Source organism: Salinisphaera orenii subsp. orenii MK-B5, from assembly GCF_003788635.1.
Classification (GTDB): Bacteria; Pseudomonadota; Gammaproteobacteria; order Nevskiales; family Salinisphaeraceae; genus Salinisphaera; species Salinisphaera orenii.
Map to the genome: position 1 here is coordinate 223,664 of NZ_AYKH01000001.1, position 25,280 is coordinate 248,943.

Below are 25,280 nucleotides of genomic sequence, written 5' to 3' on the forward strand. Positions count from 1 at the left end.
ATCTGCCATGTACAGTCTGACCGTCCGCGATCACTTCATGATCGCCCACAGTTTCAACGGCGAGATATTCGGCCCGGCCCAGCACACCCACGGTGCGACCTACGTGGTCGACGTCACCTTCCGGCGCGAGGCGCTCGACGCCGACGACCTGGTCATCGACATCGGTCTGGCCGGCGCGGGCCTCAAGGAGGTGCTCGCCGGGCTGAACATGCGCGATCTGGACGAGGAGCCGGCCTTCTCGGGCCGCAACACCACGACCGAATTCCTCGCCGGGGTGGTCTTCGAGCGCATGCGCGAGGCCATCCGCGCCGGCCGGCTCGGCGACAGCGCCCGCGGCGTCGAGGCGATGAGCGTGACTCTGTCGGAGTCGCATATCGCCTGGGCGAGCTTCGAGGGCCGCGTGTGACGCCGATCACGTTCGTCGTCGCCGGCGATCCGGAACAGCGCACCGGCGGCTACCGTTACGACGCGCGCATCGTCGCCGGTCTGCGCGAACTCGGCCACCCGGTCTCGGTGGCCGGGCTCGAGGGCCGCTTTCCGGAGCCCGATGCCCGGGCCGCGCGCGCCCTCGAACGGGCGCTGGACGCCTGCGCCGACGGCGCCTGCGTGATCGTCGACGGGCTCGTGCTCGGCGGCCTGGCCGAGACCGCCCGTGCCCACGCCGATCGCCTGCGCCTGATCGCGCTCGTACATCACCCGCTCGCCGACGAGACCGGCCTGACGGCCGCCGCGAGCGCCCGGCTGCTCGCCGACGAACGCGCCGCACTGGCCGTCGCCCGGGCGGTGGTCGTCACCAGCGGCTTCACCGCCCGCCGACTGGTCGAGCTCGGCCTCGCCGCCGCTCCGCCGCGGGTGATCGAGCCCGGCACCGATCCGGCGCCGGTGGCCCGCGGCAGCGACGGCCCCGGCTGCCGCCTGCTGTGTGTCGCGACCGTCACCCCCCGCAAGGGCCACGCCGTGCTCCTCGACGCACTCGCCCGGCTCGCCGACCGCGACTGGCACTGCGACGTGGTCGGCAGCCTCGACCGCGAGCCGGCACACGCGGCCTGTATCCGCGCCCGCATCGACACGCTCGGCCTCGGCGCACGCGTGCACTTGCACGGCGACTGCAACGAGCGCGAACTCGCCGCCGCCTACGATCGTGCCGATCTGTTCGTGCTGGCCTCGCATTACGAAGGCTACGGGATGGTCGTCACCGAGGCCCTGGCCCGCGGTCTGCCGCTGGTCACGACTAACGGCGGAGCGCTCGCCGATACGGTTCCGGCGCGGGCCGCGCGCACGGCCGCCCCCGGCGACGTCGCCGCGCTGGCCGCCGCGCTGGGCTCGCTGCTGGACGACCCGGCCGCGCTGGCCGCCGTGCGGCGCGGCGCGCTGGCCGAGCGCGAACGACTGCGCCGCTGGCGGGCGTCCGCCACCGAGTTCTCGACGATCGTCGAAGCCCTGGCCGACGACGTGCCGGCATGAGCGATGCGATCGTCCCGGACGCCCGCTTCGCCGCCGACTGGCTCGCCCTGCGCGAACCCGCCGACCACGCCGCGCGCAGCAGTGGACTGAGCGAAGCCGCAGCGGCCCGGCTGGCCGCTGCGCCGGACGACACCCTGCGGATCGTAGATCTCGGCTGCGGCAGCGGCTCGAATCTGCGCCATCTGGCACCGCGTCTGCCCGGACCCCAGCACTGGCACCTGGTCGATCACGACGCCGATCTGCTGGCCCGCGCGGCGCGCGAGTGCGCCGACCAGCGCGATCGCTCGGGGCGCCCGGTAACGATCACCACAATCGCCGCGGACCTCGACCACGATCCGGGGGCCCTGATCGCCGAAGCGCATCTGGTGACCGCCGCGGCGCTGTTGGATCTGGTCGATGCCGACTGGCTGGATCGTCTCGCGACCGCCTGTGCCGCCCACGTCGTCCCGGCGCTGATCGCGCTCAGCGTGGACGGCGATCTGGCCTTCGAGACCGACGGCGCGCCCGAGGATGATGAAGACGACGCCTTCGTCTTCGCCCGGCTCGCCGAGCACCAGCGCCGCGACAAGGGCTTCGGCGCCGCGCTCGGCACGCAGGCGCCGGCGGCGTTCGAGCGGGCCTTCCAGCGCCACGGCTGGCACGTGGCTCCGGCTGCGACCCCCTGGCGTCTCGGCCGCGACGACGCCCGGCTCGCCGCCGCCCTGATCGACGGCTGGCGCGAGGCGGCCACCGCCCAGGCCCCGGCCCGCGCGGCCCGCATCGCCGGCTGGGCGCGGCGGCGCGCGGCGGATGTCGCCGCCGGCCGGGCATGCTGCCGCGTGGGGCACCGCGACCTGCTCGCCACGCCGCCGCGGGCCGAGCCGTGACGCCGCGCCGCGCCGCCCTGCTGCGACTGAGCGTGACCGTCATCCTGCTAGGACTCGTGGCCTGGCGGCTGGATACCGCCGAGATCGCGGCGCAACTCGGCACCATCGCACCCGGCTGGGCGCTCGCGGCACTCGCGCTGACGGTGCCTCAGGTGGTCGTCTCCGCCTGGCGCTGGCGGCTGACCGCGCACGGCATCGGCCTGGATCTGCGCCTGCCGGTGGCCGTACGCGAATACTATCTGGCGACGTTTCTCAACCAGATACTGCCCGGCGGCGTGCTGGGAGACGCCACGCGGGCCTGGCGCCACGCCCGCCACAACGACAACCGCGGCGCGGTTCACGCGGTCCTGATCGAACGCCTGTCCGGACAGCTGGCCATGCTGCTGATCGCCGCCCTCGCGGTCCTTCAGGCACGGGGGCTGCGTCAGGGCGTCGCCCGTGCCTTCGAGCAGATCGACCCCTGGGCCGCCACGGGGGGATTCATCCTACTGGCCGGCGGCGGTCTGCTCACGGCGTTCCTGGTGCGCGGTTCGCGGCGCATGGCGATTCATCTGCTGAGCCTGATCGACAGTCTCGGACGCGGACTGCTGGGACGCCGCATGGTCGCGCTGCAGCTGGCGAGCTCGCTGCTCGTGGCCGCCAGTTATGTTGGCGTGTTCGTGCTCTGTGCCCAGGCGCTGGGGCTGGATCGCGGCGCGCAGTCCCTCTGGATGCTCGCGCCGCCGGTACTGCTGGCGATGGCGATCCCGCTGTCGGTCGCCGGCTGGGGCCTGCGCGAAGGCGCCGCCGCGGTCATCTGGAGTCTGGCGGGCCTGCCGGCGCAGGAGGGCGTGGCGATCTCGATCACCTATGGCCTGATCGTGCTGGTATCCAGCCTGCCGGGGCTAGTGGTGCTTGCGCGGGGTGGCCGACGGCGGGCGGCGGCCCATGCCTAGCCGGGACCGCCGAGATCCAGATCGAACAGCGTGTCGGCATCCAGCGCATGAGTGCAGCACGGCGGCCGCAGGGCGGCATCGAGCGTCTCGATCTCGGCCAGCGTCACCGCGGGCCGGCCGGAGCCGATGACCATGGGCGCGACGACCACGTGCAGCCGATCGAGCAGCCCCGCTGCCAGAAAGCGCGAGACGGTCAGTCCGCCGCCCTCCACGAGCACCCGGCGCAGCCCGCGCGCGGCCAGCGCGGCGAGAAGCGTCGCCGGCGCCAGGGCGCCCGCCGCATCCGGCGCGACCGCCACGGTCTCCACGCCGGGGCCCCGGCATGCCCGCCGCCCCTGCGCCACCACGTGCAGCGTGGGCGCGGCACCGTCGGTGAACAGCAGCCGGTCGGGCCCGACCCGCGCGTTCGGATCGAGCACCACACGCACCGGATCGGCGCCGTCGACATGGCGGACCGTGAGGCGCGGATCGTCGGCCTGGGCGGTCCCGGCGCCGACGACCACGGCGTCCACCAGCGCCCGCAGCCGATGCAGATGCGTGCGGCTGGCCGCCCCGGTGACGTAGTGCGACGCACCGGTAATCGTGGCGATGCGCCCGTCGAGACTCTGGCCGAGCTGGCCGACGACGGTGCCGGCACGCGTGATCGGCGCAAGCGTGTCCAGCAGCGCAGCGGCTTCGGGCTCGACCGCCCCGTCGGCCCGCCAGCGGCCGTCGGCGTCGATCGTGACCGCGGGCGTCATCCCATCGCCGCGGCCCGTGCATGCATCGCGAAGCGATCGCCATGCGTAGTCGATATCGATTGCCGTCATCGGAGCCTCCGGAGTGCGCATCGTTTCCGGCGCAACACGGATAGCCGCCGCGGGCGCCGGGCATCACCCTATCCCAAAAGCCGGCTCGACGAACCCGACCGGCATTGTGTTCTTGATCCAACGGCGTGCATTTGGTCGCGTCGATCAAGCGAGGTCACATGCGACAGATAGAACGTTCGATCTTCGACCTGCGCCGCGGTGTGCCGGTGCTCGTGCGCGGCCGCGACCGCGACACGCTCGTCGCACCGCTCGAGGGGCTGACCGACGAGACGCTCACGCGCCTGCGGGCGACCACCGGCAACCCGCCGGCGCTCGTGGTCACCCGCCACCGGCTCGAGCGCATGGGCATCGAGATCGCCGCGGATGCCGCGCGGCTGTCGCTGGCGGACGGCGACAGCGCGCAGACCGTCGTCGCCTGGGCCTGCGCGCGCCACGTCGAGCACAGCCCGCACCAGCGGCCGACGGACGTCGACCGGGAATCGCACGCCGCGCTCGCGCTCATGCGCCGCGGTCTGCTGATCCCCGCCGCCGTGACCGCGACGATCGACGCCTCGCGGCGCGAGGCCGTGCAGAAGCTGATCGACGACCAGACGCTGCTCGCCATCGACGTCGACCGCATCGAGGCCTACGAGTCGAGTGCGACCCACTTCCTGCGCCGGATCAGCGCGGCGGACGTACCGCTGGCCGACGCCGAGAAGAGCCGCTTCGTGCTCTTTCGCGAGGCCGACGGCGTGCGCGAGCACATCGCCATCGTCATCGGCGAGCCGGAATCCTGGCGCACGGCGGTGCCGGTGCGGCTGCATTCGGCCTGCCTGACCGGCGACCTGTTCGGCAGCCTGCGCTGCGACTGTGGCGAGCAGCTGCGCTCGAGCGTGGCCGCCATCGCCGAGCGCGGCGGCGGCGTGCTGCTCTACCTCGCTCAGGAAGGCCGCGGCATCGGCCTGGCCAACAAGCTGCGCGCCTACAGCCTGCAGGACGACGGCCTGGACACGGTCGACGCCGACCAGGTGCTGGGTTTCGGCGACGACGAGCGCGACTACAACGTCGCCCTGGAGATGCTCGCCCAGCTCGAGATCCGGCGCATCGAACTGCTCACCAACAATCCGGCCAAGATCGCGGCGATGAGCGGCGGCGGGATCGCCGTGGTCCAGCGCAGCGGCGTCTACGGCCGCCTCACGGCCCAGAACGAGCGCTATCTGACCGCCAAGGCGGCGCGTTCCGGCCACTGGCTCGACAACGTGCTCGGCAAGCCGTCCGCGGATGTGGCGATGAACGGCAAGGGCTAGTGTCCTGTTCCCGCACGTAACCTCCCACGACGGGCGGCGTTGCGAAACCGCTCCTTATGTCCCGATACGGCCTGGTTCCGCGCCTCGCCCGCCACGCCGACGGCACATACTCGTCGAGGTAAGAGACTCACGAGACAGGGCACTAGACGACGACGCACGCGGCGCGGCTTACGGCATCGAGCGCAGTCGCGACAGATCGAAGGCTGCGGCGTCGCGCAGCACGGCCGCGGTGCGCTCGGCGATGTGCGCGCACAGGGCCGCGCCGCGCTCGGCGTCGGCCAGGGTGGCGTCGCCGGCCACGCCGCTGGGATGCAGATCCTGGGCCATCCAGGCGAAGGCGGCCTCGCCCTCGGGGGCGATCGTGCGCCCGGCGTCCGCCAGCTCGCGACCGAGGGGCCGCGCATCCGCGACGTGTGCCGTGCGAATGTGCTCCGGTGCCAGATGGGCCATGAGCGCGGTTTCCAGCGCCCCGCCGTGCACGCCGTGGGCGAGTTCCGCCGCCGGCAGCGCCTCGGCCGCGGGGGCGAAACGGAAATAGCTGGCCTTGACCACGAGCATGGCGTGCGCGGCACGCAGCTTCAGCGCGGCCAGATCCATCACGGCCTTGTTGCCGCCGTGGCTGTTGAATAGCACCAGCCGGCGTATCCCCGCGCGGGCCAGATCCGCGCCGACCGACTCGAGCGTGGCGATGACCTGTTCGGCCGCCAGACTCAGGGTGCCCGGATAGGCGCTGTGCTCCAGGCTCGCGGCCGGCGCCAGCGTCGGCAGGATCAGCAGATCGCGCGCGTCGGGCAGCGGCGTCTCGCGCAATGTGTCGCAGGCCGCGGCCAGCAGGCCCTCGCCGATGATCGTGTCGGTGCCCAGCGGCAGGTGGGCGCCGTGCTGCTCGACCGCGGCCAAGGGCCAGACGGCGACCGGATCGCCGGCGGCGACGTTGGCGAGCTCGGGCCCGGTCAGGTCCGCCCAGCGATGGATCGCACCCACGTCGGCGCTAGCCTTCGCCCGGTTGGCGGCCCATCAGGTGAAACGCGTCGTTCGGCCGCATGGCGGTGACATGGGCCATCCGGTTGGACAGGGCGAAGAACGCCGCCACGGCGCCGATGTCCCAGATGTCCTCGTCGGAGAAGCCGTGCGCGCGCAGCGTCTCGCGCTCGGCCTCGCCCACGGTGTGTGAGGCGGTGGCGACCTGTACGGCAAAATCCAGCATCGCGCGCTGACGCGCGCTGATGTCGGCGTGGCGATAGTCGACCGCGAGCTGATCGGCGATCAGCGGATCGCCCTCGCGGATGCGCAGGATCGCGCCGTGGGCGACCACGCAGTACAGGCAGTGATTGATGCCCGAGGTGGCGACCACGATCATCTCGCGCTCGCCCTTGGTCAGCCCCGATTCCTTTTCCATCAGGGCGTCGTGATAGGCGAAGAAGGCGCGGAACTCGGCCGGCCGATGGGCCAGCACCCAGAACACGTTGGGCACGAAGCCGGCCTTGTCCTGCACGGCGAGGATTCGTTCGCGGATGTCCTCGGGCAGCTCGGCCTCGTCGGGCACCTCGAACGCGCTGATGGGCGCATCGGACACGGGCATCTCCTGATGGATGAACAGCGCGACGATAGCAGCGCCGGGCGCGAACGTCTCGTCAGGCGCCGGGGTCGTCGTCCCGCGGCTGCGGATCGCGCACGAAGCCGAGCGCGGCCGGCAGCGCGTCACGATCGCAGCGGTGCACGGCCAGCGCGCGGCCGAACGCGTCCAGCGTGAGATCGGTGGCGGTGCCGCCGGGGGCTTCGAGCGCCGCTTCGAGCGCGGCGTCGTCGACCGCCTCGCCCCGATGGCGCAGACGCTCGAGCACCCAAGCCAGATCGGCGCTATCGATCAGCGCCGCACCGTCCGGGCTGTCGAGCACCGCGGCGCTGTCCTCGTCCAGATAGAGCGCGCGCGCATCGGTGACCGGCGTGCCGGTGTGGTCGACCAGGCCGTCGTCGGCCTGGACGCGCGCGACGCGGGGCGCGTAGTCCAGCGCGACATAGCCGCGCTGCGGCCCGTTCTGGAAGAACCAGCGGCCGTGCGCATCGACGGCGTAATTGCGCGAGATGGTCTCCACGATGCGGGGATGGGTGATGCGCTCGCCCTGAATCAGCCAGTGGCCGCGGCGGCTCAGGCCCAGCCAGCCGAACAGCGCCGGCACATCCGGCCATTTCGCCAGCGCGCGTCGAACCCATTCGTCCATGTCGTCGTCCCGTATGAAATCGTCGGCGCCGACGATGATACCCCTGCGGAGCGCTGGAACCGATCGCGATCCGCGCTCGTTGGATGACCATGACCGGGACGGCCGTTCGAGCATGATCATGGGAGCGCGCTATGCCCAGTCCCGGAGCCCGAATCGGATCATTCGACGCCCTGCGCGGGCTCGCGGCCTGCAACGTGGTGATCGGCCGTTTACCGCTCGTGCTGCACGGCGCCGGGCATCCGCCCTATCCGGCGGGCACGAAGCGGGCCTCGCCTGTCTCGGCCACGCGCCACTCAGCATCCTCTGGAGCGGCCCGCGGCGGTGGTACCGTTCTTCGTCCTCAGCGGATTCGTGCTTCAGTTGATGCTCGAAGGCGGGCGACTGACCTATGGCGCCTATGCGGCCAGGCGCATCCTGCGTTTCTATCTGCCCTATATCGTGGCCGTCGAACTCGGGATCGCCGGGCAGCAGTGGCGGTACGGCGGCGATCTGGCCGGGCTGGGCGACTGGATCAACAGGTTCTGGACCGACGATCCGGGGCCCCGCGCCATGCTCGGCCACTTCACCGTCATCGGTGCCTTCGACTCCTCGACCTACGACTTCGCGATCTGGACGCTGGTGCACGAGATGCGCATCTCGCTGCTGTTCCCGCTGGTCTTCCTGATGATCCGATGTCTGCGCTGGCGGACGGTGCTGGGCGGTTTCGGGCTCGCCAGTCTCATCATGGCGAGGCTGCGCATCGGCGTTTTCTCCGGTCACGACGAACTCGCCGGCTTGGCTCGCGACGGCGGTTACACGGCCTATGTGTTCACCGTGCACCATCTCCTCGCATTCGCCATCGGCGGCCCGCTCGCCGATCGGCGTGAACGCCTGGCCGCGATCCAGGCCGGGCTGCCGGCGCGCACGCGGGCGCTCCTGCTCGCTCTGGGGCTGACGCTCGACATCTATGGGGCGAGGCGATAGAGGTCACCGGCACGCGCGGGATGATGGCCGGCGAGTGACTTCTGAGACGCGGGGCGTCGCTGCTGCCGATCGCGGCCGCCTGCGAGCCGCCGCTGGCACGCGCCCCGCTGCATTACCCGAGCCGTGCCGCCTGCAGTCGCGATGTGTTCTCTCCGCTGATGCTTCTGGCGACGCTTCATGCCGGCCACACGCACATCGCCCTCGGCTGGCTCCCGGCCCTGACATTCATTGCCGGCTCCGTCGGCGCCGATCTCGCGCAACACTGCATCGAGCGCTTCGCTGTCGGGTTCACGAACGCGGCCGGACGCGCACTCGCGTCACCGCGGAGGCAGGCCGGCACGGCCCGCACCGGCCTGCCGGCGCCGGCCCGAGCGCGGCACTCGGCCCGCACAGCCGGAGCCTCCGGTATCGTCGGATCGCTGATTCATCGCTCCAGTGCGCATGTACGACTACATCCTCATCGGCGGCGGCATCGTGGGCCTGGCCACCGCGCGCCGCCTGAAGCAGACCGAACCGCAGGCCCGGATCCTGCTGCTGGAAAAGGAGGCCGGGCTCAACCGCCACCAGACCGGGCACAACTCCGGCGTCATCCACGCCGGGGTCTACTACGCGCCGGGCTCGCTCAAGGCGCGCTTCTGCATCGCCGGCAACCGAGCCACGCGGGCGCTCTGCGCGGACCACGACATTCCCTTCGAGGTCCGCGGCAAACTGATCGTGGCCGCCGACGCCTCCGAACGCGCCGGCCTGGCCCGGCTGTTCGATCGCATCGGCGAGAACGGCCTGACGCGCACCTGGCTCGAGGCTGATGCGCTGGCCGAGCGCGAGCCGGCGGTGCGCGGCGTCGCCGCGGTGCACGTGCCCGACAGCGGCATCGTCGATTATCGTGCGGTCGGTGCCGCGCTGGCCCGCGAGTTCACCGATGCCGGCGGCGAGATCCGCTGCGGCACGGCCGTGACCGGTCTCGCGGAATACGCCAGCGAAGTGGTGGTGGAAACCGACGCGGGCGCCTTCCACACCCGACAGCTCGTGGCCTGCGCCGGGCTGATGGCCGATCGCGTCGTGGCGATGCTCGGCATCGAGCCGGATTTCCGCATCTGCCCGTTCCGCGGCGAGTACTACCGGCTGGCGGCGGCGCGCGGCGACATCGTCCGCCATCTGATCTACCCCGTGCCGGATCCGGCGATGCCGTTTCTGGGCGTGCACCTCACGCCGATGATCGACGGCTCGATCACGGTGGGCCCCAACGCCGTGCTGGCGCTGGCCCGCGAGGGCTATCGCAAGACCGACGTCGATCTGCGTGAGGTCGCGGCCCTGCTCGCCTTCCCCGGCGTCCGGCGCATGCTCGGCGCACATCTGCGCCCCGGTCTGGCGGAGATGCGCGAGTCGCTGTCCAAGCACGCCTATCTCGCGGCGGTCCGGCGCTACTGTCCGTCGCTGACGCGCGCCGATCTCGAACCCCACCCGGCGGGCGTCCGGGCCCAGGCGGTCAGCCGCGACGGCACGCTCGTGGGCGATTTCCTGTTCGTGGACACGCCGCGCACGCTGCACGTGGCCAACGCGCCCTCGCCGGCGGCCACCTCGGCCCTGCCGATCGCCGAGCACATCGTCACGCGCCTGGCGTCCGCCCGCGATGCCGGGTAGCCGCCTTTTCCGGTCGCCCACGATCGGTCATGATGACGTTCGACACCCCGCGCGCGACGCCCCATGTCCGAGCAGACCTATTTCTACGAACCGGCCGGCGGCCACGGCCTCCCGCACGATCCGTTCAACGCGCTGGTCGCACCCCGGCCGATCGGCTGGATCTCGTCCTGCAACGAGCACGGCACGCTCAACCTCGCGCCGTACAGCTTCTTCAACGCCTTCAACTACACGCCGCCGATCGTCGGCTTCGCCAGCGTGGGCTACAAGGACAGCGTGTCGAACATCGAACGCACCGGCGTGTTCGGCTGGAATCTGGCCACCCGGCCGCTGGCCGAGGCCATGAACGCCAGCTGTGCGTCGGTCGAACCCGATGTCGACGAATTCGCGCTGGCCGGGCTCACGCCCGAACCCTCGCGGGTGATCGCGGCACCCCGGGTGGCCGAATCGCCGGTGTCGTTCGAGTGCCGGCTGAGCCAGCTGCTGCGCCTGACCGGCGCCGACGGCGAGGCCACCGACACCTGGCTGGTGCTGGGCGAGGTCGTGGGCGTGCACATCGCCCGGCATCTCCTCGTGGACGGCGTCTACGACACGGCCGCCGCCGAGCCGATCCTGCGCGCCGGCGGTCCGGCGGACTATTTCGCGGTCACACCGGACAACCGCTTTCGAATGTACCGCCCGGGTTGAGCCGCGCCCGCCGGCGCGATCCTCCGGCTACGAATCGTCACGCGCCTGGAGACGCTGGAGTACCGGCGCGCACTGATTCTCGTCGGCGGCGGTCGGCGAGACGAGCGCCAGCAGCGCGGCCGCCGGCGTGGCCACCGCGCCGAGGGCGATCGCGGCGGCGGCGCGGGCGACCAGCGGCGCCGCCTCGACGCCCGGCGCTGGATCGGCGTAGGTACCGCGCACGTACAGCGGCGAGCGCAGCGTCAGCAGCCGCGCGCCCTTGCTTTCGGGCGCGATCTTGAGATCCAGGCTCTCGTCGGCGAAGTGGGTCGTGCCGGTGACGTTGATCACGGCATTCTCGGTATCGAAGACGAACACGGTCGGCCGCACCCGCCCGTCGTCGACGATCAGATCGGCGGCCGCGCAGTTGATGCGCACGGGCTCGTCGCCGAACAGTTCGCCCACCACGTAGTTGCCGACGTTGAGCCCGGCCAGCTCCATGAGGTTACGGCTGATCCAGCCGCGGTCGAGGAGGACGGTCAGGCGACCGTTGCTGTCGGCCAGGAGATCGGCCACCGAGTCGCCCGAGCCCGACAGCGTCGCATCGCCGTTGATCTGGCCGAGGCTGCCCTCCAGCGCCTCGACCGCGGGCATGATCTCGTCGAGCCGCAGCCGCCGCGCGTGCATATCGACCCGCCCCACCATCGGGTCCGTTCGGCCTGTCAGTCGGAGCGTGGTGTTGAGCTCGCCGCCGGCCACGCCGAAGCGCAGCGGATCGATCAGCAGTTCGCCGTCGTCCAGCACCAGATGGGCGTGGATGTCGGACAGCGGCAGCGTGTCGCCGTGCTGGATGCTTTTCGCCGTGAACCTCACGTCGGCATCCATCCGCGACCAGGCCTCGGTGTCGAAGCGCTCGACCGGCAGCACCCTGCCCGCGGGCTGGCGTGTGTCTTCGCCGCGGTCGGCCTTGTGCGCGTTGGAATCGGCGCCGATCAGCGGCGCCAGATCGGAGAACCGCAGCCGGTTGGAAACGAGTTCGCCGCTCAGTTTGGGCCGCGGCGCGGCCTGCGTGTAGACGAGCGTGCCGCGGATGTCGCTGTCGCCGATCCGGCCGTTGAAATCCCGGTAACTGAAACGTGAGCCCTTGACCGTGTCGAAGCGCGCCGACAGATGGCCGTCGGTCGCGTAGGCGGGTGTAGCCGGCAGCGTGACACCGGTCAGCCGCTCGAGATTGTCGAGGCTCTCGCCGGAAAACGAGACGTCGAGGTCCGCGCCGCCGAGGTCCAGCGGTCTGACCAGCGCGCCGGCCACCTGCACGCGCGTGCTGCCCGAGCGCACGTCGGCCTGGATCGGGAACGGCCGGTCGCCGCCGCGCAACGCGAGCATCCCGCCCATCCGGCCCGTGCCGGACAGCGGCGCCCCCTTGTAGCGACCCTCGACCCGGACCCCGAAGACGTAGTCTCCGGCGGCCGGGTCACCGTCGCCGTCGCCGCCGGCGATCTGGGCGAACGGCACCGGCTTGCCGAGCGGGTCGATCGTCACGGTGAAGTCGGCGTCGAGCACGGCGTCGTCGTAGGTCACCGTGCCTTCGTCGAACACGAGCTCGTCGATGACCACGGTCCAGCTCGACGGCTCGGTGTCTTCCGGATCGCTCGCGGATTCGTCGGAACCGAGGTCGAAGGTCCAGTTGTCGCGCCCGTCGGCCAGCCGCACCAGGCCGGCATCGGGCCTATGCACCGCGATGCGCTGAATCGACACGCGCCGGGAGAGCAGCCCGAGAGGCGCCAGCCACACGTCGACGCGCTGCACATGCGCCATGTGGTCGGCCTCCACATGGTCGGGATTGCCGACCACGACGTCCCCGGCGTACACATGCGGCCACGGGATCCAGCCGCGCCAGCCCGACGGCGACTCGGGACGCGACCAGTCGAGCCCGAGCTCGCCGCGGATCTCGAACGGCCGCTGGATGGCGGCGGAGACCTGACGATTGACGGTCGGCTTGAGCAGGTTCCAGTCGAACAGCGACACGAAGACCACCAGCACGACGATCAGCCCGACGAGAACTGCCAAGGCCCCGATCGCGATACGCGGCGTGCGCTTCATCCAGACTCCCGGCAACGAGGCCCGTGGGACGGCGATAGCCGCGATTATGCGCCGAAACGCGCGCCGAATCGCGGGCTACGTCGGCACCCGCGGCGCGCCTGTGCCACGCTCGGCCGTCCGCCCGTTCTCGGTTTGGCTCATGCCCGGCGGTCTCGTCGCGGAAACATGGGTCGTCGCCTGGCTTGCCATGATCTTGCCTGGCCGTCGGCTGCGCCGGAGGGCGGCCGCGCGCAGTCGGGGTCTTGCCTCGGCCCGCGATGCGACGATACAGCGGTGTCGCGGATGACCGGTGGCCGCGCTAACGAGGCGAGGTTCTGTCCCCCTGACCCCGACCGCCCGTGACGCCCGGGTTCGGTGCCGGGCCGACAAGCACGAGCGGCAGGCCGCGCGTTGGTCCGGCGGCGTGCCATATCGCCGGAACGCGGGTCGGGTCGAGCGAACGGCAGCGGTCGCGACGTGGCGCGGCCCCAGACCGCGGCAGTGTCAACGGCGATAACGCACGAGCGCCGGCGGCCGGTCCGGTCGCACCCGGACCGGTCGAGCGCTTGAAGCGGCCCGCGCCCGCCCCGACCATTGGGTCACCAACCGCCACGACCGGCGCCATCGCGCGGTCGCCTCACTTCACCAGGAGCCGTATCCATGGCGAGCGACAAGAGCATTCTGACCGAAGACTCGATGGACTTTCTCGAGCGTTATCTCAACAACGCCGCGCCGACCGGCTACGAGTCCGGCGGTCAGAAGCTGTGGATGGACTATCTTCGGCCCTACGTCGACGAGTTCATCACCGATACCTACGGCTCGGCCGTGGGCGTGATCAATCCGGACGCCGAATACAAGGTGGTCATCGAGGGCCACGCCGACGAGATCTCCTGGTACGTCAACCACATCACCGACAACGGCCTGATCTACGTCATCCGCAACGGCGGCTCGGATCACCAGATCGCGACATCCAAGCGGGTCAATGTCCATACCGACAAGGGCCTCGTCGAGGGCGTGTTCGGCTGGCCGGCGATCCACACCCGCAATCCGGCCAAGGAGAAGGCGCCGCTCAAGGACAATATCTTCGTCGACGTCGGCGCGAAGGACAAAGCCGAGGTCGAGGCCATGGGCGTGCACCCCGGCTGCGTGATCACCTATCCCGACGAGTTCTTCGTGCTCAACGGCGACAAGTTCGTCTGCCGCGCCATCGACAACCGGATCGGCGGCTTCATGGTCGCCGAGGTCGCACGTCTGTTCCACGAATCCGGCAAGCGGCCGGACTTCGGCCTGTACGTGGTCAACTCGGTGCAGGAGGAGGTCGGTCTCAAGGGCGCGGGCATGATCGCCGAGCGCCTGCGCCCGGACGTGGCGATCGTCACCGACGTCACCCACGACACGACCACGCCGATGATCGACCAGAAGGCCCACGGGACCACGCGCATCGGCGAGGGCCCGGTGATCGCCTACGCGCCCGCGGTCCAGAACCGGCTGCGCGAGCACATCGTCGCCGCCGCCCAGCGCCGCGAGATTCCGTTCCAGCGCCAGGCCCGGGCGCCGGCCACGGGTACCGACACCGACGCCTTCGCCTACAGCCACCAGGGCGTGGCCTCGGCGCTGATCGCACTGTCGCTGCGCTACATGCACACGACGGTGGAGATGGTGCACCGGCAGGACGTCGAGAACGTGATCCGGCTCATCCACGAATCGGTGAAGACGATCGAAACCGGGCACCGCTTCAGCTACTTCGACTGACGTCGGGCCCGATCCCGACCCCTGTGTCGTACACTCGAGGCGTGGACGCCGGTAGCGCGTCCACGCCGCGACACTTCGATCGGGAGCCGTCATGATCGGAAGCCTGGCCGCCCTGCTGGCCTTCCAGCTCGCCGGGGAGATCCTCGTTCGCCTGACCGGCCTGCCGCTGCCCGGCCCCGTGCTCGGCATGCTGCTGCTGTTCGCCGCCCTGCTGGCGCGGGGCCGCACGCCGGCGGTCTTCGCCGAGACGACGCACGGGCTGCTGGCCTATCTGGGCCTGCTGTTCGTACCCGCCGGGGTGGGCATCATCAGCCACCTCGACCGGGTCGCCGGCGAGTGGCTGGGCATCGCCGTGACCCTGCTCGCCAGCACCGCCCTGGCGCTGGTCGCGACCGCCTTCACCCTGCGTTACATGCTCCGGCGCCAGGGGGACTAGCGCATGGATCGCATCACCCGCGTCTGGGTCTATCTGGCCGAAACGCCGCTGCTCTGGCTGGCGCTGACGGTGGGCGTGTTCTGGCTGGCCCAGCAGATCTATCACAACACCCGCGGGTTCGCGCTGCTCAATCCGGTGCTGGTGAGCATCGGGGTACTGGTCGGCCTGCTCACGATCACGGACACATCCTATGCCGTCTACTTCGACGGCGCCCAGTTCATCCATTTTCTGCTCGGCCCGGCCACGGTCGCGCTCGCCGAGCCGCTGGCCGGGCAGGCCGCGGAGCTGCGCCGGGCGTGGTTGCCGATCGTGGTCGCGCTGTCGGCGGGCTCGCTGACCGCCATCGTCTCGGCGATGGCGATCGGCTGGGCCGTGGGCCTCACGCCCGAGACCCTTCTATCGATGCTGCCGAAGTCGGTGACCACGCCGATCGCCATGGCGGTCGCCGAGGAAGTCGGCGGCCTGCCCTCGCTGACCGCGGTTCTGGTCATCCTCACCGGCATCACCGGCGCGGTGATCGGCATCCCGCTGCTCCGCGTGCTGGGCCTGCGCGACCCGTTGGCCAAGGGCTTCGCCATGGGCGTGGCCGCGCACGGCATCGGCACCGCGCGGGCCTTCGAGCACAGCGAGCGGGCCGGCGCCTTCTCCGGGCTCGGCATGGGGCTGAACGGCGCACTGACGGCGATCCTCGTGCCGCTGCTGGTGTGGCTGCTGGGTTTCTGACCCGGGCATCGCCCCAGTTGTACTTCGGGGGCGCCGTCTCTATTTTCCTCTTAAAGCCGGAAACGTCCGACGGAGACCCCTCACGCGATGTCGTCACACGATCTGGATGCCTGGATGTGGGCCGATGCGGTCAAGCGCCTCGAGCGCGCCGAAGGCCTGCAGCGACGCTTTTTCAAACCCGCCGGCCCGCGTCCGCCGCGACAGTGGGAACCGCCGGTGGACATCTTCGAGACCGACGAAGCGGTCTGGGTCGTCATCGCCCTGCCCGGCGTGTCGTCCAGCCGCCTCACCGAGCTGGAGGTCCGGGGCGACGAGCTGCTCGTGGCCGGGGAGCGTCCGGTGCCCGCACCCGACGCGCGGGCCGCGCTGCACCGGCTGGAGATTCCGCATGGCCGCTTCGAGCGCCGCGTGGTGCTGCCCTGGCCGCGGCTGGCCCTGGCCGGCCACGAGCTCGTCGACGGCTGTCTCTACCTGACGCTGCACAAGCGCTGACACAGGCCCGTCGTGCCCCGGCCCGCGCCGTGTTTACCGCCACCCGCGCCGTACGCCACGCGCACGCCGCGGGCCGATGAACGAGGCGTGCCGTCGGCGGCGGTGCAAAGCCCATAGATCGCGCCGTCCGCGACCGCGTCCGATTACGGCGCCGCGACGAATCGAAAGCCACACCGACTGTATTCAGGACCATGAACGACGATATCGAAACCCGGAACGAACCCGAACGCCGCCCGGAGGCGGAGATCTCGACCGGCACGACGCTGGTCCACAGCGGCCGCGGCACGCCGCGTCCGGAGACGCTCTCGATCCTGCCGATGCGCGAGACCGTGCTGTTCCCGGAACTGGTGATGCCGCTGGTGCTCAATGCGCCGGCCTCCATCGAGGCCGCCCAGTCCGCCATGCGCAGCGAACAGCCGGTGGGGCTGCTCCTGGCCAGTCCCAACGACGAGGACGGCCACGACAGCGACATCCGCGACTCGCTCTACCGTGTCGGCACCGCCGTGAACATCCTGCGCTACGTCACCGGTCAGGACGGCCAGCATCATCTCGTCTGCCAGGGTCTGGCGCGCTTCCGCGTGCGCGAGTTCATCGAGGACGACGATGGCCGGCTGAGCGCCCGCGTGAGCTGGATCGACGAACCGGAGGCCGAGGGCGACAAGCACATAGACGCCCGCATGAACCACCTGCGCAACCGCGCGCTGGAAGCCATCGAGCTGATGTCTCAGCCCTCGCGCGAGCTGGCCCAGGCCATCCAGTCGATCACCTCCGCGGCTCTGCTGGCCGACGCCACCGCCGGCTATCTCGGCCTCAAGCCGAAGGAGAAACAGCAGATTCTGGAAGCGGTCGAACTGGAGCCGCGGCTGGAACTGGTGCAGTCGTTCCTGGACTACCGCGTGGAGGTCATGCAGCTGTCCGCGGACATCAACCAGCAGACCCAGCAGCGCATGTCCGAGCATCAGCGCAAGGCGATGCTGCGCGAACAGATGCGCTCGATCCAGCGCGAGCTCGGCGAGGACGAATCCGTCGCGGAAGAAGTCGAGCGTCTGCGCGAGCAGCTGGACGAGGCGCATCTGCCCGAGGAGGCCCGACAGCAGACCGACCGCGAATTGAAGCGCCTCGAGCGCATGTCGGACGCCTCGGCCGAATACTCGATGGTGCGGACCTATCTCGAACTCATGGCCGAGCTGCCCTGGGGCAAGCTCTCCGAGGACCGCATCGACATCGGCGAATCGCGCACGATTCTGGACGATGACCACTACGGCCTCGACAAGATCAAGCGCCGCATCCTCGAGCATCTGGCGGTGCACAAGCTCAACCCCGAGGGCAAGGCGCCGATCCTGTGCTTTGTCGGCCCGCCGGGCGTGGGCAAGACATCCTTGGGTCGCTCGATCGCGCGCGCGATGAACCGCGAGTTCGTGCGCGCCTCGCTCGGCGGCGTGCACGACGAGTCCGAGATCCGTGGCCATCGGCGCACCTATGTCGGCGCCATGCCGGGCACCATCATCAGCCATCTGCGCAAGGCCGGCACCCGCAACCCGGTGTTCATGCTCGACGAAATGGACAAGCTCGGCGCCTCCGCGCACGGCGACCCGGCCTCGGCCATGCTCGAGGTGCTAGATCCGTCGCAGAACGACAGCTTCAACGACCACTATCTGGGCGTGCCCTTCGACCTGTCGAAGGTGATGTTCATCGCCACCGCCAACGTGCTCGATTCGATTCCCGGCCCGCTGCGCGACCGCATGGAGGTCATCGAGGTGCCGGGCTATACGCGCGAGGAGAAACAGCAGATCGCCAGGCGCTATCTGGTCGGCCGGCAACTCGAGCAGGCCGGACTGACCCGCGAGCAATGCGATATCTCGGACGAGGCGCTCAACCGGCTCATCACCGACTACACGCGCGAGGCCGGCCTGCGCAATCTGGACCGGGAGATCGGCGCGATCGTGCGCCACGCCGCGGTGCAGGTCGCCGAGGACGAGCCCGGTCCGGGTCTCATCGAGGCCGACGATCTGGCCGATATCCTGGGCCCGCGCCGCGTCGACAACGAAGTGGCCCTGCGCACGGCGACCGCGGGCGTCGCCACCGGCCTGGCCTGGACGCCGGCCGGCGGTGACATCCTGTTCGTGGAGGCCTCGCGGGCGCCGGGCTCCGGACGGCTGACCATCACCGGCCAGCTCGGCGACGTGATGAAGGAATCCGCCCAGGCGGCGCTGAGTCTGGTCAAGGCGCGCGCCGATGACCTGAACATCGAGCAGGAACGCATCGACAAGTCGGACATCCACATCCATGTGCCGGCCGGCGCGATCAAGAAGGACGGCCCCAGCGCGGGTGTGGCGCTCTACACCGCGCTGGTCTCGCTGCTGACCGAGCGCAAGGTGCGTGCGGACGTCGCCATGACCGGCGAGATCAGCCTGCGCGGCCAGGTGCTGCCCATCGGCGGCGTCAAGGAAAAGACGCTGGCCGCACACCAGGCGGGCATCACCACGGTGATGCTGCCCGCGCGCAACGCCAAGGACGAGCACGACATCCCGGACAACGTCCGCGAGGCGCTGGACATCCGTTATATCGAGCACGTCGATCAGGCCGTTCAGATCGCGCTGGAGGCCGCCGACTGAGGATGCCCCGGCCCGGGCGGCCCGGGCGCTGCGTCACGGCCGGGGCGATGCGCTCGGCCAGGGCGCGGCCGTCGTCAGCCGTCCTCGAGGGCGCGCAGCTCGGCCTCGAGGGCGAAGACGTGCGCGTCCGTCGCACCGAGTTCGCGCAGGGCCGCGGCGAGATTCAGCAGATAGTCGCGGTTGGGCCCGCTCGGCCCTTGGGAGGCCGCGATGCGGCGCGCGATCTCGGCCACCGGCGCCGGCCCCGCGAAGGCGGCGTTGTCCTCGGTGGCGATATACACCAGGCCTTCGTCGGTGGTGCCGTCGGCGAAGGTCATCTCCGTGGCGAAGCGCAGATAGCCGTTCTTCTCGCGATGATCGAGATGCTCGAAGATCGCGGGCGTGACCCGATAGGCCATGCCGAGGCAGGTCTCGCCCGGCGCCCGCACGAGCGTGGCCACCCGGCCCGGCGCGTCCGGCGTGCCGCGATGATCGTGCGAGCCCTGCCAGAAACGCCGGACCCAGCCGGTGATCGAGGCCGGCCGCCGCTCGAGATAATCGAAGCCGGCCTTGTAGATCAGCGAGCCGTAGCCGAACAGCCACAGCTGCTCGCGGTCGGCGAAGCGCCCGGCCCGGCGGTTGGCCTCGATGGTGTTGAACGACATCGGCGCTACGGTCCTCTAGGCTGCCTGCGACGCGTCCGTGGACAGGGCACCGAAATGGCCGTAGAGGCGTGCGATCAGATCGCGCAACGGCTGGGCCTGGATGCTGACCCGGGCCTGCAGTTCGGCCACGGCATCCTCGGTCTCCAGCGCGTCGAGGTCCTCCTGGATGACGTCCAGCGCGCGGATACGCTTGAGATCGAGGCTCTCGTCCAGGTCGAACTCGATCGCGTCGTCCATCGCCAGGTTCAGGCGCACCACCTGCATGCCGGCGGCCAGATGCGCTCGGACCTCATCGCGCTGCACGTCCATCGCGGTCACGCGCACGCTGGCGCGGGCCTCGTCGGTGGATTCCAGCGCGGCCCGATCGCCCGGCGCGAATCCCGCGGGCAGGCGCTCCGGCTCGTCCAGCCAGAGGCTCATCTCGGCGGCCGGCGCGATGTTGCCGGCCGGACGCGTGACCGGCAGGCTGCCGAGCGCGTCGCGCAGGGAGCCCACGACGGTCTCCGCCCGCTTCTCCGAACTGGCATCGACCCAGACCTGATGGTTGTGCAGGTCGATGAACACGGGGGTGCGACGTGCCCGCGTGAAGGCCCGCGGCAGCAGCTCGAAGTGGGCCTGATCGCGGATATCGGCGCGTTCCCGGCGGCTGACCTTGCGGCCCTCGCCGGCCTCGATGCGGTCGACGCGTTCGTCCACCTCGGCGGCCAGAACCGCACCCGGCAGCACGCGGCTGATCTCCTGATGCAGACAGATCGCCACACCGTCGACCACGTGCACCATCGCCACATCGCCCTTGACCGGCGGCACGAATCCCTGGGTCCCCGTGGACTGGGCGGCGCATTCCGGGCAGAGCGCGTCGGTCAGCTTCGTCTCTAGTTCGGCGGGGCTCCAGGCGAAGGGTTCGGAACCCAGAAAGACGCAGAGATTTCGTATCCACATAACTGATCGACCTGTTGTTTTCGGACGGGACGGGAGCGACCGGATGAATTCGGCGGACGCCGGAGCGCGGGTGCGTCGGCGGACAGTACCCAACCGTCCGACCCAACTCAAGACACCGGCCCGCAAGGCGGTTGCGGCTGTCGCCGGCGGACCGCCTGTGGCACTATCGCGCGCTCCCGCCGGCCCGCGGCGCGACGACATAAGCAAAGACACAAGCGTTCTTTGAACGCCGCGCGCGGCGCCCGCAGCCTGTAACGTTCACCATCCTTGCACCATCGCCCGTCATGACCCGACTCGTTCCGTCGACGCTGCTGATCGCCACCCTCGCGCTGTTCGCGCTCGCCGGCCCGTCGGCCCACGCCGCCGAGGACGTGACCGCCGAGATCGGCTACATGCCCATTCTGCCGGACGCCCAGCTGTTCGTCGGCCTGGAGGACGGCTCCATCGCCGAGGCCGGCATCGACGCGCGGACGGTGTCCTTCCAGAACGGGCCCGCCATGGTCCAGGCCCTGGCCTCGGGCCAGCTCGACATCGCCTATTTCGGCATCGGCCCGGCGATGGTCGCGCGCGGCAAGGGGGCGGACATCAAGATGGTCGCCTCCAACATCATCGAGCAGATCAGCTTCATCGCGCTCGGCGAGCTGGCGCCCTACTTCGAGGACGGCGAGGCGGCCACGGCGTTCGCCCGCTTCGCCGAGGATACCGGCCGGCCGGCGAAGATCTCGACCTTCCCGCGCGGCTCGGTGCCCCAGACCGTGCTCGACTACTGGCTCGATCGCCGGCTTGAGGTCGACCGCGACGATATCCGCGTGATCGCCCAGGGCACGTCCCAGGTCCAGCAGTCGCTGCTCACCGGCGCGGTCGACGGCGCGGCCATCCTCGAGCCGGTGGTTTCCATCGTGCTGGCTCGTCGCGACGACGCCCGCGTGGTCGCCGGCGGCGAGCGCATGTTCCCCGGCCAGCCCGGCGCCGTGGTCGCCGTGCGCGAAGCCTTCATCGAGGCCCATCCCGAGGTCGTGGAACGGCTGGTGGCCGCGCACGCCGCGGCCACCGAGAAACTGCGCGCCGGCGACGACGCCGCGGTCGCGGCCGTCGCCGAGTATGTCGGCGGCGGCCGGCTGCCGGAGGCGGTGGTACGGCGTGTCATCGAACGCTCGCACGACAACTTCGTCGCCGACCCGAACCGCATCATCGACGGCACCCGGCGCATGCGCGATTTCCAGGCCGATCAGGGCACGCTCGCGGCCGAGCTGGACATCGACGACCTCTTCGAGACGCGTTTCTTCGACGCGCTGGACACCGACACGGACGACGACTGACCGGTGGCCAGCGGCGGGAACAGCGGTGATGCGCGCGGCAGCCGGGCGCTGTTGCGCATCGGCCTCGGCGCGCTGGGCGTGGCCGCCTTCGTGGCCCTCTGGGACGCCGCCTACGTGTTCAACTGGGCGCCCCGCGGCACCCTGCCCGATCCGTTCGCGGTGCCCGGCGCGCTGCTTGCCGAGTGGCGCAACGACCGCCTGTTGCCGGCCGTCGGCTCCAGCCTCGTGCACTACGTCTGGGGCTTGGGCGTGGGCACCGTCCTCGGCTTCGGCGTCGGCCTGCTGTCGGCGACCTCTAGGGTCTTCGACGATGCCCACTACATGCTCGCGCGCATTCTGCGGCCGATTCCGCCGCTGGCATGGGTCGTCTTCGCCATCGCCTGGTTCCAGGTGAGCCATGCGGGTGCGGCGTTCGTGATCTCGATCGGCGTGTTCTGGGTCAACTACTTCGCAACCGCCGCCGGCGTACGCGACGTCGATCCGCGCTATTACGAACTGGCCCGCGCCTTCGGCCACGGCGGCTTCATCAAGCGTGTCGGCAGCGTTACCCTGCCCGGTGCGGCGCCCGGGATTCTTTCGGGGATGCGCACCGGCGTCGGCCAGGCCTGGATGACGCTGATCGCCGCCGAACTGCTGGGCGTGCCGGGCATGGGCCAGGAAATGAACGCCGCCGCGGGCGTGGGCGCCTACGACGCGGTGGTCGTCTACATGCTGGCGATATCGCTGATCTACACGCTTTCCGACGGCGTGTTCGCGCTGATCGAGAAGCGGCTGCTGCGGTGGCGCCCGTGAGCGCGCCGGTGCTCGAGGTCCGCGACCTGGCCTATCGCTTTCCGGGCGCCGAGGCGCCGGTGTTCGAAGGCCTGGACTTCACCATCGGCGCCGGCGAATTCGTCGCACTGGTCGGCGGCTCCGGCGTGGGCAAGTCGACCGTGCTGCGCAACGTTGCCGGGCTGATCCGGCCCAGTAGCGGCAAAACGGCCTCGCCGCAGGCCGCCGAGCGTGGCACCCGCGACACGGCGTTCGTCTTTCAGGACACTCGCCTGCTGCCCTGGCGGCGCATCCGCGCCAACGTCGGCTACGGCCTGGCCGGGCTGGGGCTGTCGCGGTCCGACAAACGCGCGCGGATCGACGAGGTGCTCACGCTGATCGGCATGCGCGACTTCGGCCCGCGCTGGCCGCATGCCGTGTCCGGCGGCCAGGCCCAGCGCGTCGGGCTGGCCCGCGCGCTGGCGGTGCATCCGCGGCTGCTGCTCATGGACGAGCCGTTCTCGGCCGTCGATGCCCTGACCCGCCAGCGCCTCCAGGACGAGCTGCTGGACATCTGGCGCCGGCTGCGCATGGCGGTGCTGTTCGTCACCCACGACATCGCCGAGGCGGTCTACCTCGCCGACCGCGTCTGCGTGCTGCGCGGCGCGCCAGCAGGCATCGTCTTCGACGAAGCGGTGCCGGCGGCGCGCCCACGCCGGCGCAACGATCCCGACCTCCAGGCCTTCGCCGCGCGCGTGGCCGACCATCTGTGAGCCGCCCATGAACGACGACCGCCTGCGCGTGGTCATCCACGCCGCCGACGCCGAGTCACTCGCCCGTGCCCGCAGCAACGCGGCCAATCTGCAGGCCGACGTCGCCGACGCGGAGATCGAGATCGTGATCAACGCCGCCGCGGTGGCCGCCGCGATCCGGGCTCCGCATGCCACCGACGCCCACCTGCGCGTCTGCGAAAACACCCTACGTAACAAGGACCTGACCGCGCCCGCCGAGTGGCTGCGGGTGCCGGCGGCGATCACGCATCTGGCGCGCCGGCAGCAGGCTGGCTGGGCCTACGTCCGGGCCTGATCGCGCACCGCGGCCAGTCGCGTCGCGCTCAGTCCGGGCAGCACCTCGACCGCGGGCCGGGCGTGGAAATAGCCCTGCTGGAGCGTGATGCCGCGGCTGTACAGCCAGCGCGCCTCGCCCAGCGTCTCCACGCCCTCCGCCACGAGCCGGATATCCAGCCGTTCGGCCAGTGGCACGAGACTCTCGAGGATGGCCTGCCGTCGCGGCGACTCGGACACGTCGCGGATCAGCTGGCGGTCGATCTTGACCACATCCGGATGCAGATCGACCAGCAGATCGAGATTGGCGTAGCCGCCGCCAAAGTCGTCGATGGCGGTGGAGAACCCCATCGCGTTGTAGGCTTCGACGATATTGCGCAGATGGCCACGATCACGCACGTACTCGGTCTCGGTGACCTCGAACATGATTCGATCGAGCGGGAAACCCAGCGTCTGCGCCACGTCCAGCGTGGCCTGGATACAGGCGTCGGGTTCATAGACCGCGTTGGGCAGGAAATTGATCGACAGCAGCTGCCCGCACGACAGGCCGTGGGCGATCTCGATCGCGCGCACGCGACAGGCCTGGTCGAACCTGTAAAGCGTGCCCGGCGTGACCCACGACAGAATCTCGCCGGCGGATTCGCCGTCGATGCCGCGCACGAGCGCCTCGTAGGCAAAGGGCGCCCCGCTCGCCACGTCGACGATCGGCTGGAAGGCCATGGTGAAATCGAAATCGAGCGCGCCGTCACAACGTCGGCAACCCTCGTCCTCGGTTCGCAGGCATCGGGCCATGGGATGAATGCGGTGTGGTGGACGTCATAGGCGGTATCGGCCGTTCGCGGCGATCCGTGAGCGACGTGACACGAAAAAACCGGCGGCCACGCGCGCCGGTCGCCGATAACGCCCGAACGGACGCCCGCACCCAGTCCATCAGCCCAGAGAACCATCGCAAGGGGCGGCGATATTCCGCCTCCCGGCCAGACCGGCTCCCGCCCCATAAGATGAATGCATCGCCATACAATCTGGGCTGCCAGCGTGCTGCACGGGTCCTTAGAGGCGCCTCACCCGTCGTCGAGACCGCTTACCGGCATGCCCACTGCCAGCCGTCCGCCACGCGCAACGGCCGCGCGGACGCCGCCGATGCCGCGCAGCGCGCTGCGCATATCGACACCCAGCCGACGTCCGAGATAGCCGCAGGGTGGACAGGTCGAGCGCACGACGACGTGTACCGCGCCGATCACCAGCGTACGGCCGCGGTGCGCCCGCAGATCGAGCCCGGCGATGACGAGATTGCGACGCAGGTCACCCGCACCCACCCACGCGCGCCGGCCGCCCGCAGCCGCGCGTTGCATCGCTCGACCGCGGCGGCGTCGATGAGCGACAGCTCGCGCGCACCGGCGAACAGACCCGCACGCGCCGAGAACGTGCCGGTGCCGTGGTAATAGCGATCCCCGGCCAGACCGCGGCCGACCACGGCCGTCGCGGCGTCGCGGGCCACGGGCGGCGCACCGCGCTCCGGGGCGATGAAAATGCCGACCAGCCGGCCGACATCCTTCGGCTCCCGGCCGGTATCGATATCGTGCATACCCCTCCATGCTAGCGCCGCCGATCGGCG

27 protein-coding genes are annotated in these 25,280 nt (G+C 70.6%); 17 read left to right on the forward strand and 10 right to left on the reverse strand.

The window, feature by feature from the left end; translation table 11 throughout:
* Window positions 1-7 precede the first annotated feature (7 nt).
* Genes SAOR_RS01150 through SAOR_RS01165 form a run of 4 tightly spaced genes read left to right on the forward strand, consistent with a single transcriptional unit; the run spans window position 8 to window position 3,265 of the window.
* Window positions 8-406, forward strand: coding sequence for a 6-pyruvoyl trahydropterin synthase family protein (locus SAOR_RS01150; protein ID WP_123629830.1), 399 nt, complete (start codon window positions 8-10; stop codon window positions 404-406).
* Complete coding sequence (locus SAOR_RS01155; protein ID WP_123629831.1) at window positions 403-1,464, forward strand: glycosyltransferase family 4 protein; 1,062 nt, start codon at window positions 403-405, stop codon at window positions 1,462-1,464. The genes SAOR_RS01150 and SAOR_RS01155 overlap by 4 nt, the downstream gene beginning before the upstream one ends.
* Window positions 1,461-2,330 (forward strand): class I SAM-dependent methyltransferase, encoded by an 870-nt coding sequence (locus tag SAOR_RS01160; protein WP_185015500.1) that lies wholly within the window; start codon window positions 1,461-1,463, stop codon window positions 2,328-2,330. The genes SAOR_RS01155 and SAOR_RS01160 overlap by 4 nt, the downstream gene beginning before the upstream one ends.
* Window positions 2,327-3,265, forward strand: coding sequence for a lysylphosphatidylglycerol synthase transmembrane domain-containing protein (locus SAOR_RS01165; protein WP_221179828.1), 939 nt, complete (start codon window positions 2,327-2,329; stop codon window positions 3,263-3,265). Before SAOR_RS01160 ends, SAOR_RS01165 begins: the two co-directional genes overlap by 4 nt.
* On the opposite strand, the gene SAOR_RS01170 is transcribed toward SAOR_RS01165, so the two are convergent.
* The gene (locus SAOR_RS01170) at window positions 3,262-4,005 is read right to left on the reverse strand and encodes a RibD family protein (protein WP_245965360.1); all 744 of its coding nucleotides are present in this window, start codon (window positions 4,003-4,005) and stop codon (window positions 3,262-3,264) included. The two genes, SAOR_RS01165 and SAOR_RS01170, sit on opposite strands and share 4 nt — an antisense overlap.
* Before the next feature lie 227 nt (window positions 4,006-4,232).
* Here SAOR_RS01170 and ribA point away from each other — a divergent pair, with 227 nt between their 5' ends.
* Window positions 4,233-5,360 (forward strand): GTP cyclohydrolase II RibA, encoded by a 1,128-nt coding sequence (ribA, locus tag SAOR_RS01175; RefSeq protein ID WP_123629834.1) that lies wholly within the window; start codon window positions 4,233-4,235, stop codon window positions 5,358-5,360.
* A gap of 168 nt (window positions 5,361-5,528) precedes the next feature.
* Here ribA and SAOR_RS01180 read toward each other — a convergent pair whose 3' ends face one another.
* Genes SAOR_RS01180 through SAOR_RS01190 form a run of 3 tightly spaced genes read right to left on the reverse strand, consistent with a single transcriptional unit; the run spans window position 5,529 to window position 7,582 of the window.
* Complete coding sequence (locus tag SAOR_RS01180) at window positions 5,529-6,344, reverse strand: creatininase family protein (protein ID WP_123629835.1); 816 nt, start codon at window positions 6,342-6,344, stop codon at window positions 5,529-5,531.
* 7 nt (window positions 6,345-6,351) lie between these two features.
* A complete protein-coding gene (locus tag SAOR_RS01185) occupies window positions 6,352-6,942 on the reverse strand; it encodes a peroxidase-related enzyme (protein WP_123629836.1) in 591 nt (196 codons plus the stop codon).
* 52 nt (window positions 6,943-6,994) lie between these two features.
* Window positions 6,995-7,582, reverse strand: coding sequence for a DUF2946 family protein (locus tag SAOR_RS01190; protein ID WP_123629837.1), 588 nt, complete (start codon window positions 7,580-7,582; stop codon window positions 6,995-6,997).
* A 321-nt stretch (window positions 7,583-7,903) separates the two neighbouring features.
* On the opposite strand from SAOR_RS01190, the gene SAOR_RS01195 reads away from it, so the two are divergent.
* From SAOR_RS01195 to SAOR_RS01205, 3 genes are all read left to right on the forward strand, one after another.
* Complete coding sequence (locus SAOR_RS01195) at window positions 7,904-8,545, forward strand: acyltransferase family protein (RefSeq protein WP_185015501.1); 642 nt, start codon at window positions 7,904-7,906, stop codon at window positions 8,543-8,545.
* A 441-nt stretch (window positions 8,546-8,986) separates the two neighbouring features.
* On the forward strand, window positions 8,987-10,186 hold the full coding sequence (lhgO, locus tag SAOR_RS01200; protein ID WP_123629839.1) for an L-2-hydroxyglutarate oxidase: 1,200 nt from the start codon (window positions 8,987-8,989) through the stop codon (window positions 10,184-10,186).
* Between the two features lie 63 nt (window positions 10,187-10,249).
* Complete coding sequence (locus SAOR_RS01205) at window positions 10,250-10,870, forward strand: flavin reductase family protein (RefSeq protein WP_123629840.1); 621 nt, start codon at window positions 10,250-10,252, stop codon at window positions 10,868-10,870.
* A gap of 27 nt (window positions 10,871-10,897) precedes the next feature.
* On the opposite strand, the gene SAOR_RS01210 is transcribed toward SAOR_RS01205, so the two are convergent.
* Window positions 10,898-12,952: an AsmA family protein gene (locus SAOR_RS01210; RefSeq protein ID WP_123629841.1), complete on the reverse strand. Its 2,055-nt coding sequence runs from the start codon at window positions 12,950-12,952 to the stop codon at window positions 10,898-10,900.
* 639 nt (window positions 12,953-13,591) lie between these two features.
* Between SAOR_RS01210 and SAOR_RS01215 the strand changes: the two genes are divergently transcribed.
* The 5 genes from SAOR_RS01215 (at window position 13,592) to lon (ending at window position 18,949) form a co-directional block, all read left to right on the forward strand.
* Complete coding sequence (locus SAOR_RS01215; protein WP_123629842.1) at window positions 13,592-14,683, forward strand: M28 family peptidase; 1,092 nt, start codon at window positions 13,592-13,594, stop codon at window positions 14,681-14,683.
* A 91-nt stretch (window positions 14,684-14,774) separates the two neighbouring features.
* A complete protein-coding gene (locus tag SAOR_RS01220) occupies window positions 14,775-15,119 on the forward strand; it encodes a CidA/LrgA family protein (RefSeq protein WP_123629843.1) in 345 nt (114 codons plus the stop codon).
* Window positions 15,120-15,122: 3 nt separating this feature from the next.
* The gene (locus tag SAOR_RS01225; RefSeq protein ID WP_123629844.1) at window positions 15,123-15,842 is read left to right on the forward strand and encodes an LrgB family protein; all 720 of its coding nucleotides are present in this window, start codon (window positions 15,123-15,125) and stop codon (window positions 15,840-15,842) included.
* A gap of 87 nt (window positions 15,843-15,929) precedes the next feature.
* A complete protein-coding gene (locus SAOR_RS01230) occupies window positions 15,930-16,334 on the forward strand; it encodes an Hsp20/alpha crystallin family protein (RefSeq protein WP_123629845.1) in 405 nt (134 codons plus the stop codon).
* Between the two features lie 191 nt (window positions 16,335-16,525).
* Window positions 16,526-18,949 (forward strand): endopeptidase La, encoded by a 2,424-nt coding sequence (gene lon, locus SAOR_RS01235; protein WP_123629846.1) that lies wholly within the window; start codon window positions 16,526-16,528, stop codon window positions 18,947-18,949.
* Between the two features lie 74 nt (window positions 18,950-19,023).
* On the opposite strand, the gene SAOR_RS01240 is transcribed toward lon, so the two are convergent.
* Window positions 19,024-19,593, reverse strand: a complete 570-nt coding sequence (locus tag SAOR_RS01240; protein WP_123629847.1) for a gamma-glutamylcyclotransferase — start codon at window positions 19,591-19,593, stop codon at window positions 19,024-19,026.
* A 15-nt stretch (window positions 19,594-19,608) separates the two neighbouring features.
* Entirely contained in the window at window positions 19,609-20,532 is a 924-nt protein-coding gene (locus SAOR_RS01245; RefSeq protein WP_123629848.1) for a recombination-associated protein RdgC, read from the reverse strand.
* 284 nt (window positions 20,533-20,816) lie between these two features.
* Here SAOR_RS01245 and SAOR_RS01250 point away from each other — a divergent pair, with 284 nt between their 5' ends.
* From SAOR_RS01250 to SAOR_RS01265, 4 genes are read left to right on the forward strand one after another with little or no spacing between them, the layout of a single operon-like run.
* Complete coding sequence (locus SAOR_RS01250) at window positions 20,817-21,851, forward strand: ABC transporter substrate-binding protein (protein WP_123629849.1); 1,035 nt, start codon at window positions 20,817-20,819, stop codon at window positions 21,849-21,851.
* 57 nt (window positions 21,852-21,908) lie between these two features.
* Entirely contained in the window at window positions 21,909-22,643 is a 735-nt protein-coding gene (locus tag SAOR_RS01255) for an ABC transporter permease subunit (RefSeq protein WP_123629972.1), read from the forward strand.
* Window positions 22,640-23,374 carry an ABC transporter ATP-binding protein gene (locus SAOR_RS01260; RefSeq protein WP_245965363.1) on the forward strand — a complete coding sequence of 245 codons (735 nt, stop codon included), beginning with the start codon at window positions 22,640-22,642 and terminating at the stop codon, window positions 23,372-23,374. The genes SAOR_RS01255 and SAOR_RS01260 overlap by 4 nt, the downstream gene beginning before the upstream one ends.
* A gap of 7 nt (window positions 23,375-23,381) precedes the next feature.
* Window positions 23,382-23,687: a DsrE family protein gene (locus SAOR_RS01265; protein WP_123629851.1), complete on the forward strand. Its 306-nt coding sequence runs from the start codon at window positions 23,382-23,384 to the stop codon at window positions 23,685-23,687.
* On the opposite strand, the gene SAOR_RS01270 is transcribed toward SAOR_RS01265, so the two are convergent.
* From SAOR_RS01270 to SAOR_RS01280, 3 genes are all read right to left on the reverse strand, one after another.
* A complete protein-coding gene (locus SAOR_RS01270; RefSeq protein ID WP_245965364.1) occupies window positions 23,672-24,385 on the reverse strand; it encodes an EAL domain-containing protein in 714 nt (237 codons plus the stop codon). The two genes, SAOR_RS01265 and SAOR_RS01270, sit on opposite strands and share 16 nt — an antisense overlap.
* Before the next feature lie 341 nt (window positions 24,386-24,726).
* Window positions 24,727-25,017 (reverse strand): MOSC domain-containing protein, encoded by a 291-nt coding sequence (locus SAOR_RS17375; protein WP_425472085.1) that lies wholly within the window; start codon window positions 25,015-25,017, stop codon window positions 24,727-24,729.
* Entirely contained in the window at window positions 24,903-25,250 is a 348-nt protein-coding gene (locus tag SAOR_RS01280; RefSeq protein ID WP_123629854.1) for a hypothetical protein, read from the reverse strand. The genes SAOR_RS17375 and SAOR_RS01280 overlap by 115 nt, the downstream gene beginning before the upstream one ends.
* Between the last annotated feature and the right edge of the window lie 30 nt (window positions 25,251-25,280).

Bases quoted from the DNA above. Each gene is read 5' to 3' on its own strand.
- SAOR_RS01150 (WP_123629830.1), top strand. From the start codon at position 8: ATGTACAGTCTGACCGTCCGCGATCACTTCATGATCGCCCACAGTTTC.
- SAOR_RS01160 (WP_185015500.1), top strand. From the start codon at position 1,461: ATGAGCGATGCGATCGTCCCGGACGCCCGCTTCGCCGCCGACTGGCTC.
- SAOR_RS01170 (WP_245965360.1), bottom strand. From the start codon at position 4,005: ATGACGCCCGCGGTCACGATCGACGCCGACGGCCGCTGGCGGGCCGAC.
- ribA (WP_123629834.1), top strand. From the start codon at position 4,233: ATGCGACAGATAGAACGTTCGATCTTCGACCTGCGCCGCGGTGTGCCG.
- SAOR_RS01185 (WP_123629836.1), bottom strand. From the start codon at position 6,942: ATGCCCGTGTCCGATGCGCCCATCAGCGCGTTCGAGGTGCCCGACGAG.
- SAOR_RS01190 (WP_123629837.1), bottom strand. From the start codon at position 7,582: ATGGACGAATGGGTTCGACGCGCGCTGGCGAAATGGCCGGATGTGCCG.
- lhgO (WP_123629839.1), top strand. From the start codon at position 8,987: ATGTACGACTACATCCTCATCGGCGGCGGCATCGTGGGCCTGGCCACC.
- SAOR_RS01205 (WP_123629840.1), top strand. From the start codon at position 10,250: ATGTCCGAGCAGACCTATTTCTACGAACCGGCCGGCGGCCACGGCCTC.
- SAOR_RS01210 (WP_123629841.1), bottom strand. From the start codon at position 12,952: ATGAAGCGCACGCCGCGTATCGCGATCGGGGCCTTGGCAGTTCTCGTC.
- SAOR_RS01215 (WP_123629842.1), top strand. From the start codon at position 13,592: ATGGCGAGCGACAAGAGCATTCTGACCGAAGACTCGATGGACTTTCTC.
- SAOR_RS01220 (WP_123629843.1), top strand. From the start codon at position 14,775: ATGATCGGAAGCCTGGCCGCCCTGCTGGCCTTCCAGCTCGCCGGGGAG.
- SAOR_RS01225 (WP_123629844.1), top strand. From the start codon at position 15,123: ATGGATCGCATCACCCGCGTCTGGGTCTATCTGGCCGAAACGCCGCTG.
- SAOR_RS01230 (WP_123629845.1), top strand. From the start codon at position 15,930: ATGTCGTCACACGATCTGGATGCCTGGATGTGGGCCGATGCGGTCAAG.
- lon (WP_123629846.1), top strand. From the start codon at position 16,526: ATGAACGACGATATCGAAACCCGGAACGAACCCGAACGCCGCCCGGAG.
- SAOR_RS01240 (WP_123629847.1), bottom strand. From the start codon at position 19,593: ATGTCGTTCAACACCATCGAGGCCAACCGCCGGGCCGGGCGCTTCGCC.
- SAOR_RS01245 (WP_123629848.1), bottom strand. From the start codon at position 20,532: ATGTGGATACGAAATCTCTGCGTCTTTCTGGGTTCCGAACCCTTCGCC.
- SAOR_RS01250 (WP_123629849.1), top strand. From the start codon at position 20,817: ATGACCCGACTCGTTCCGTCGACGCTGCTGATCGCCACCCTCGCGCTG.
- SAOR_RS01265 (WP_123629851.1), top strand. From the start codon at position 23,382: ATGAACGACGACCGCCTGCGCGTGGTCATCCACGCCGCCGACGCCGAG.
- SAOR_RS01270 (WP_245965364.1), bottom strand. From the start codon at position 24,385: ATGGCCTTCCAGCCGATCGTCGACGTGGCGAGCGGGGCGCCCTTTGCC.
- SAOR_RS17375 (WP_425472085.1), bottom strand. From the start codon at position 25,017: ATGCAACGCGCGGCTGCGGGCGGCCGGCGCGCGTGGGTGGGTGCGGGT.
- SAOR_RS01280 (WP_123629854.1), bottom strand. From the start codon at position 25,250: ATGCACGATATCGATACCGGCCGGGAGCCGAAGGATGTCGGCCGGCTG.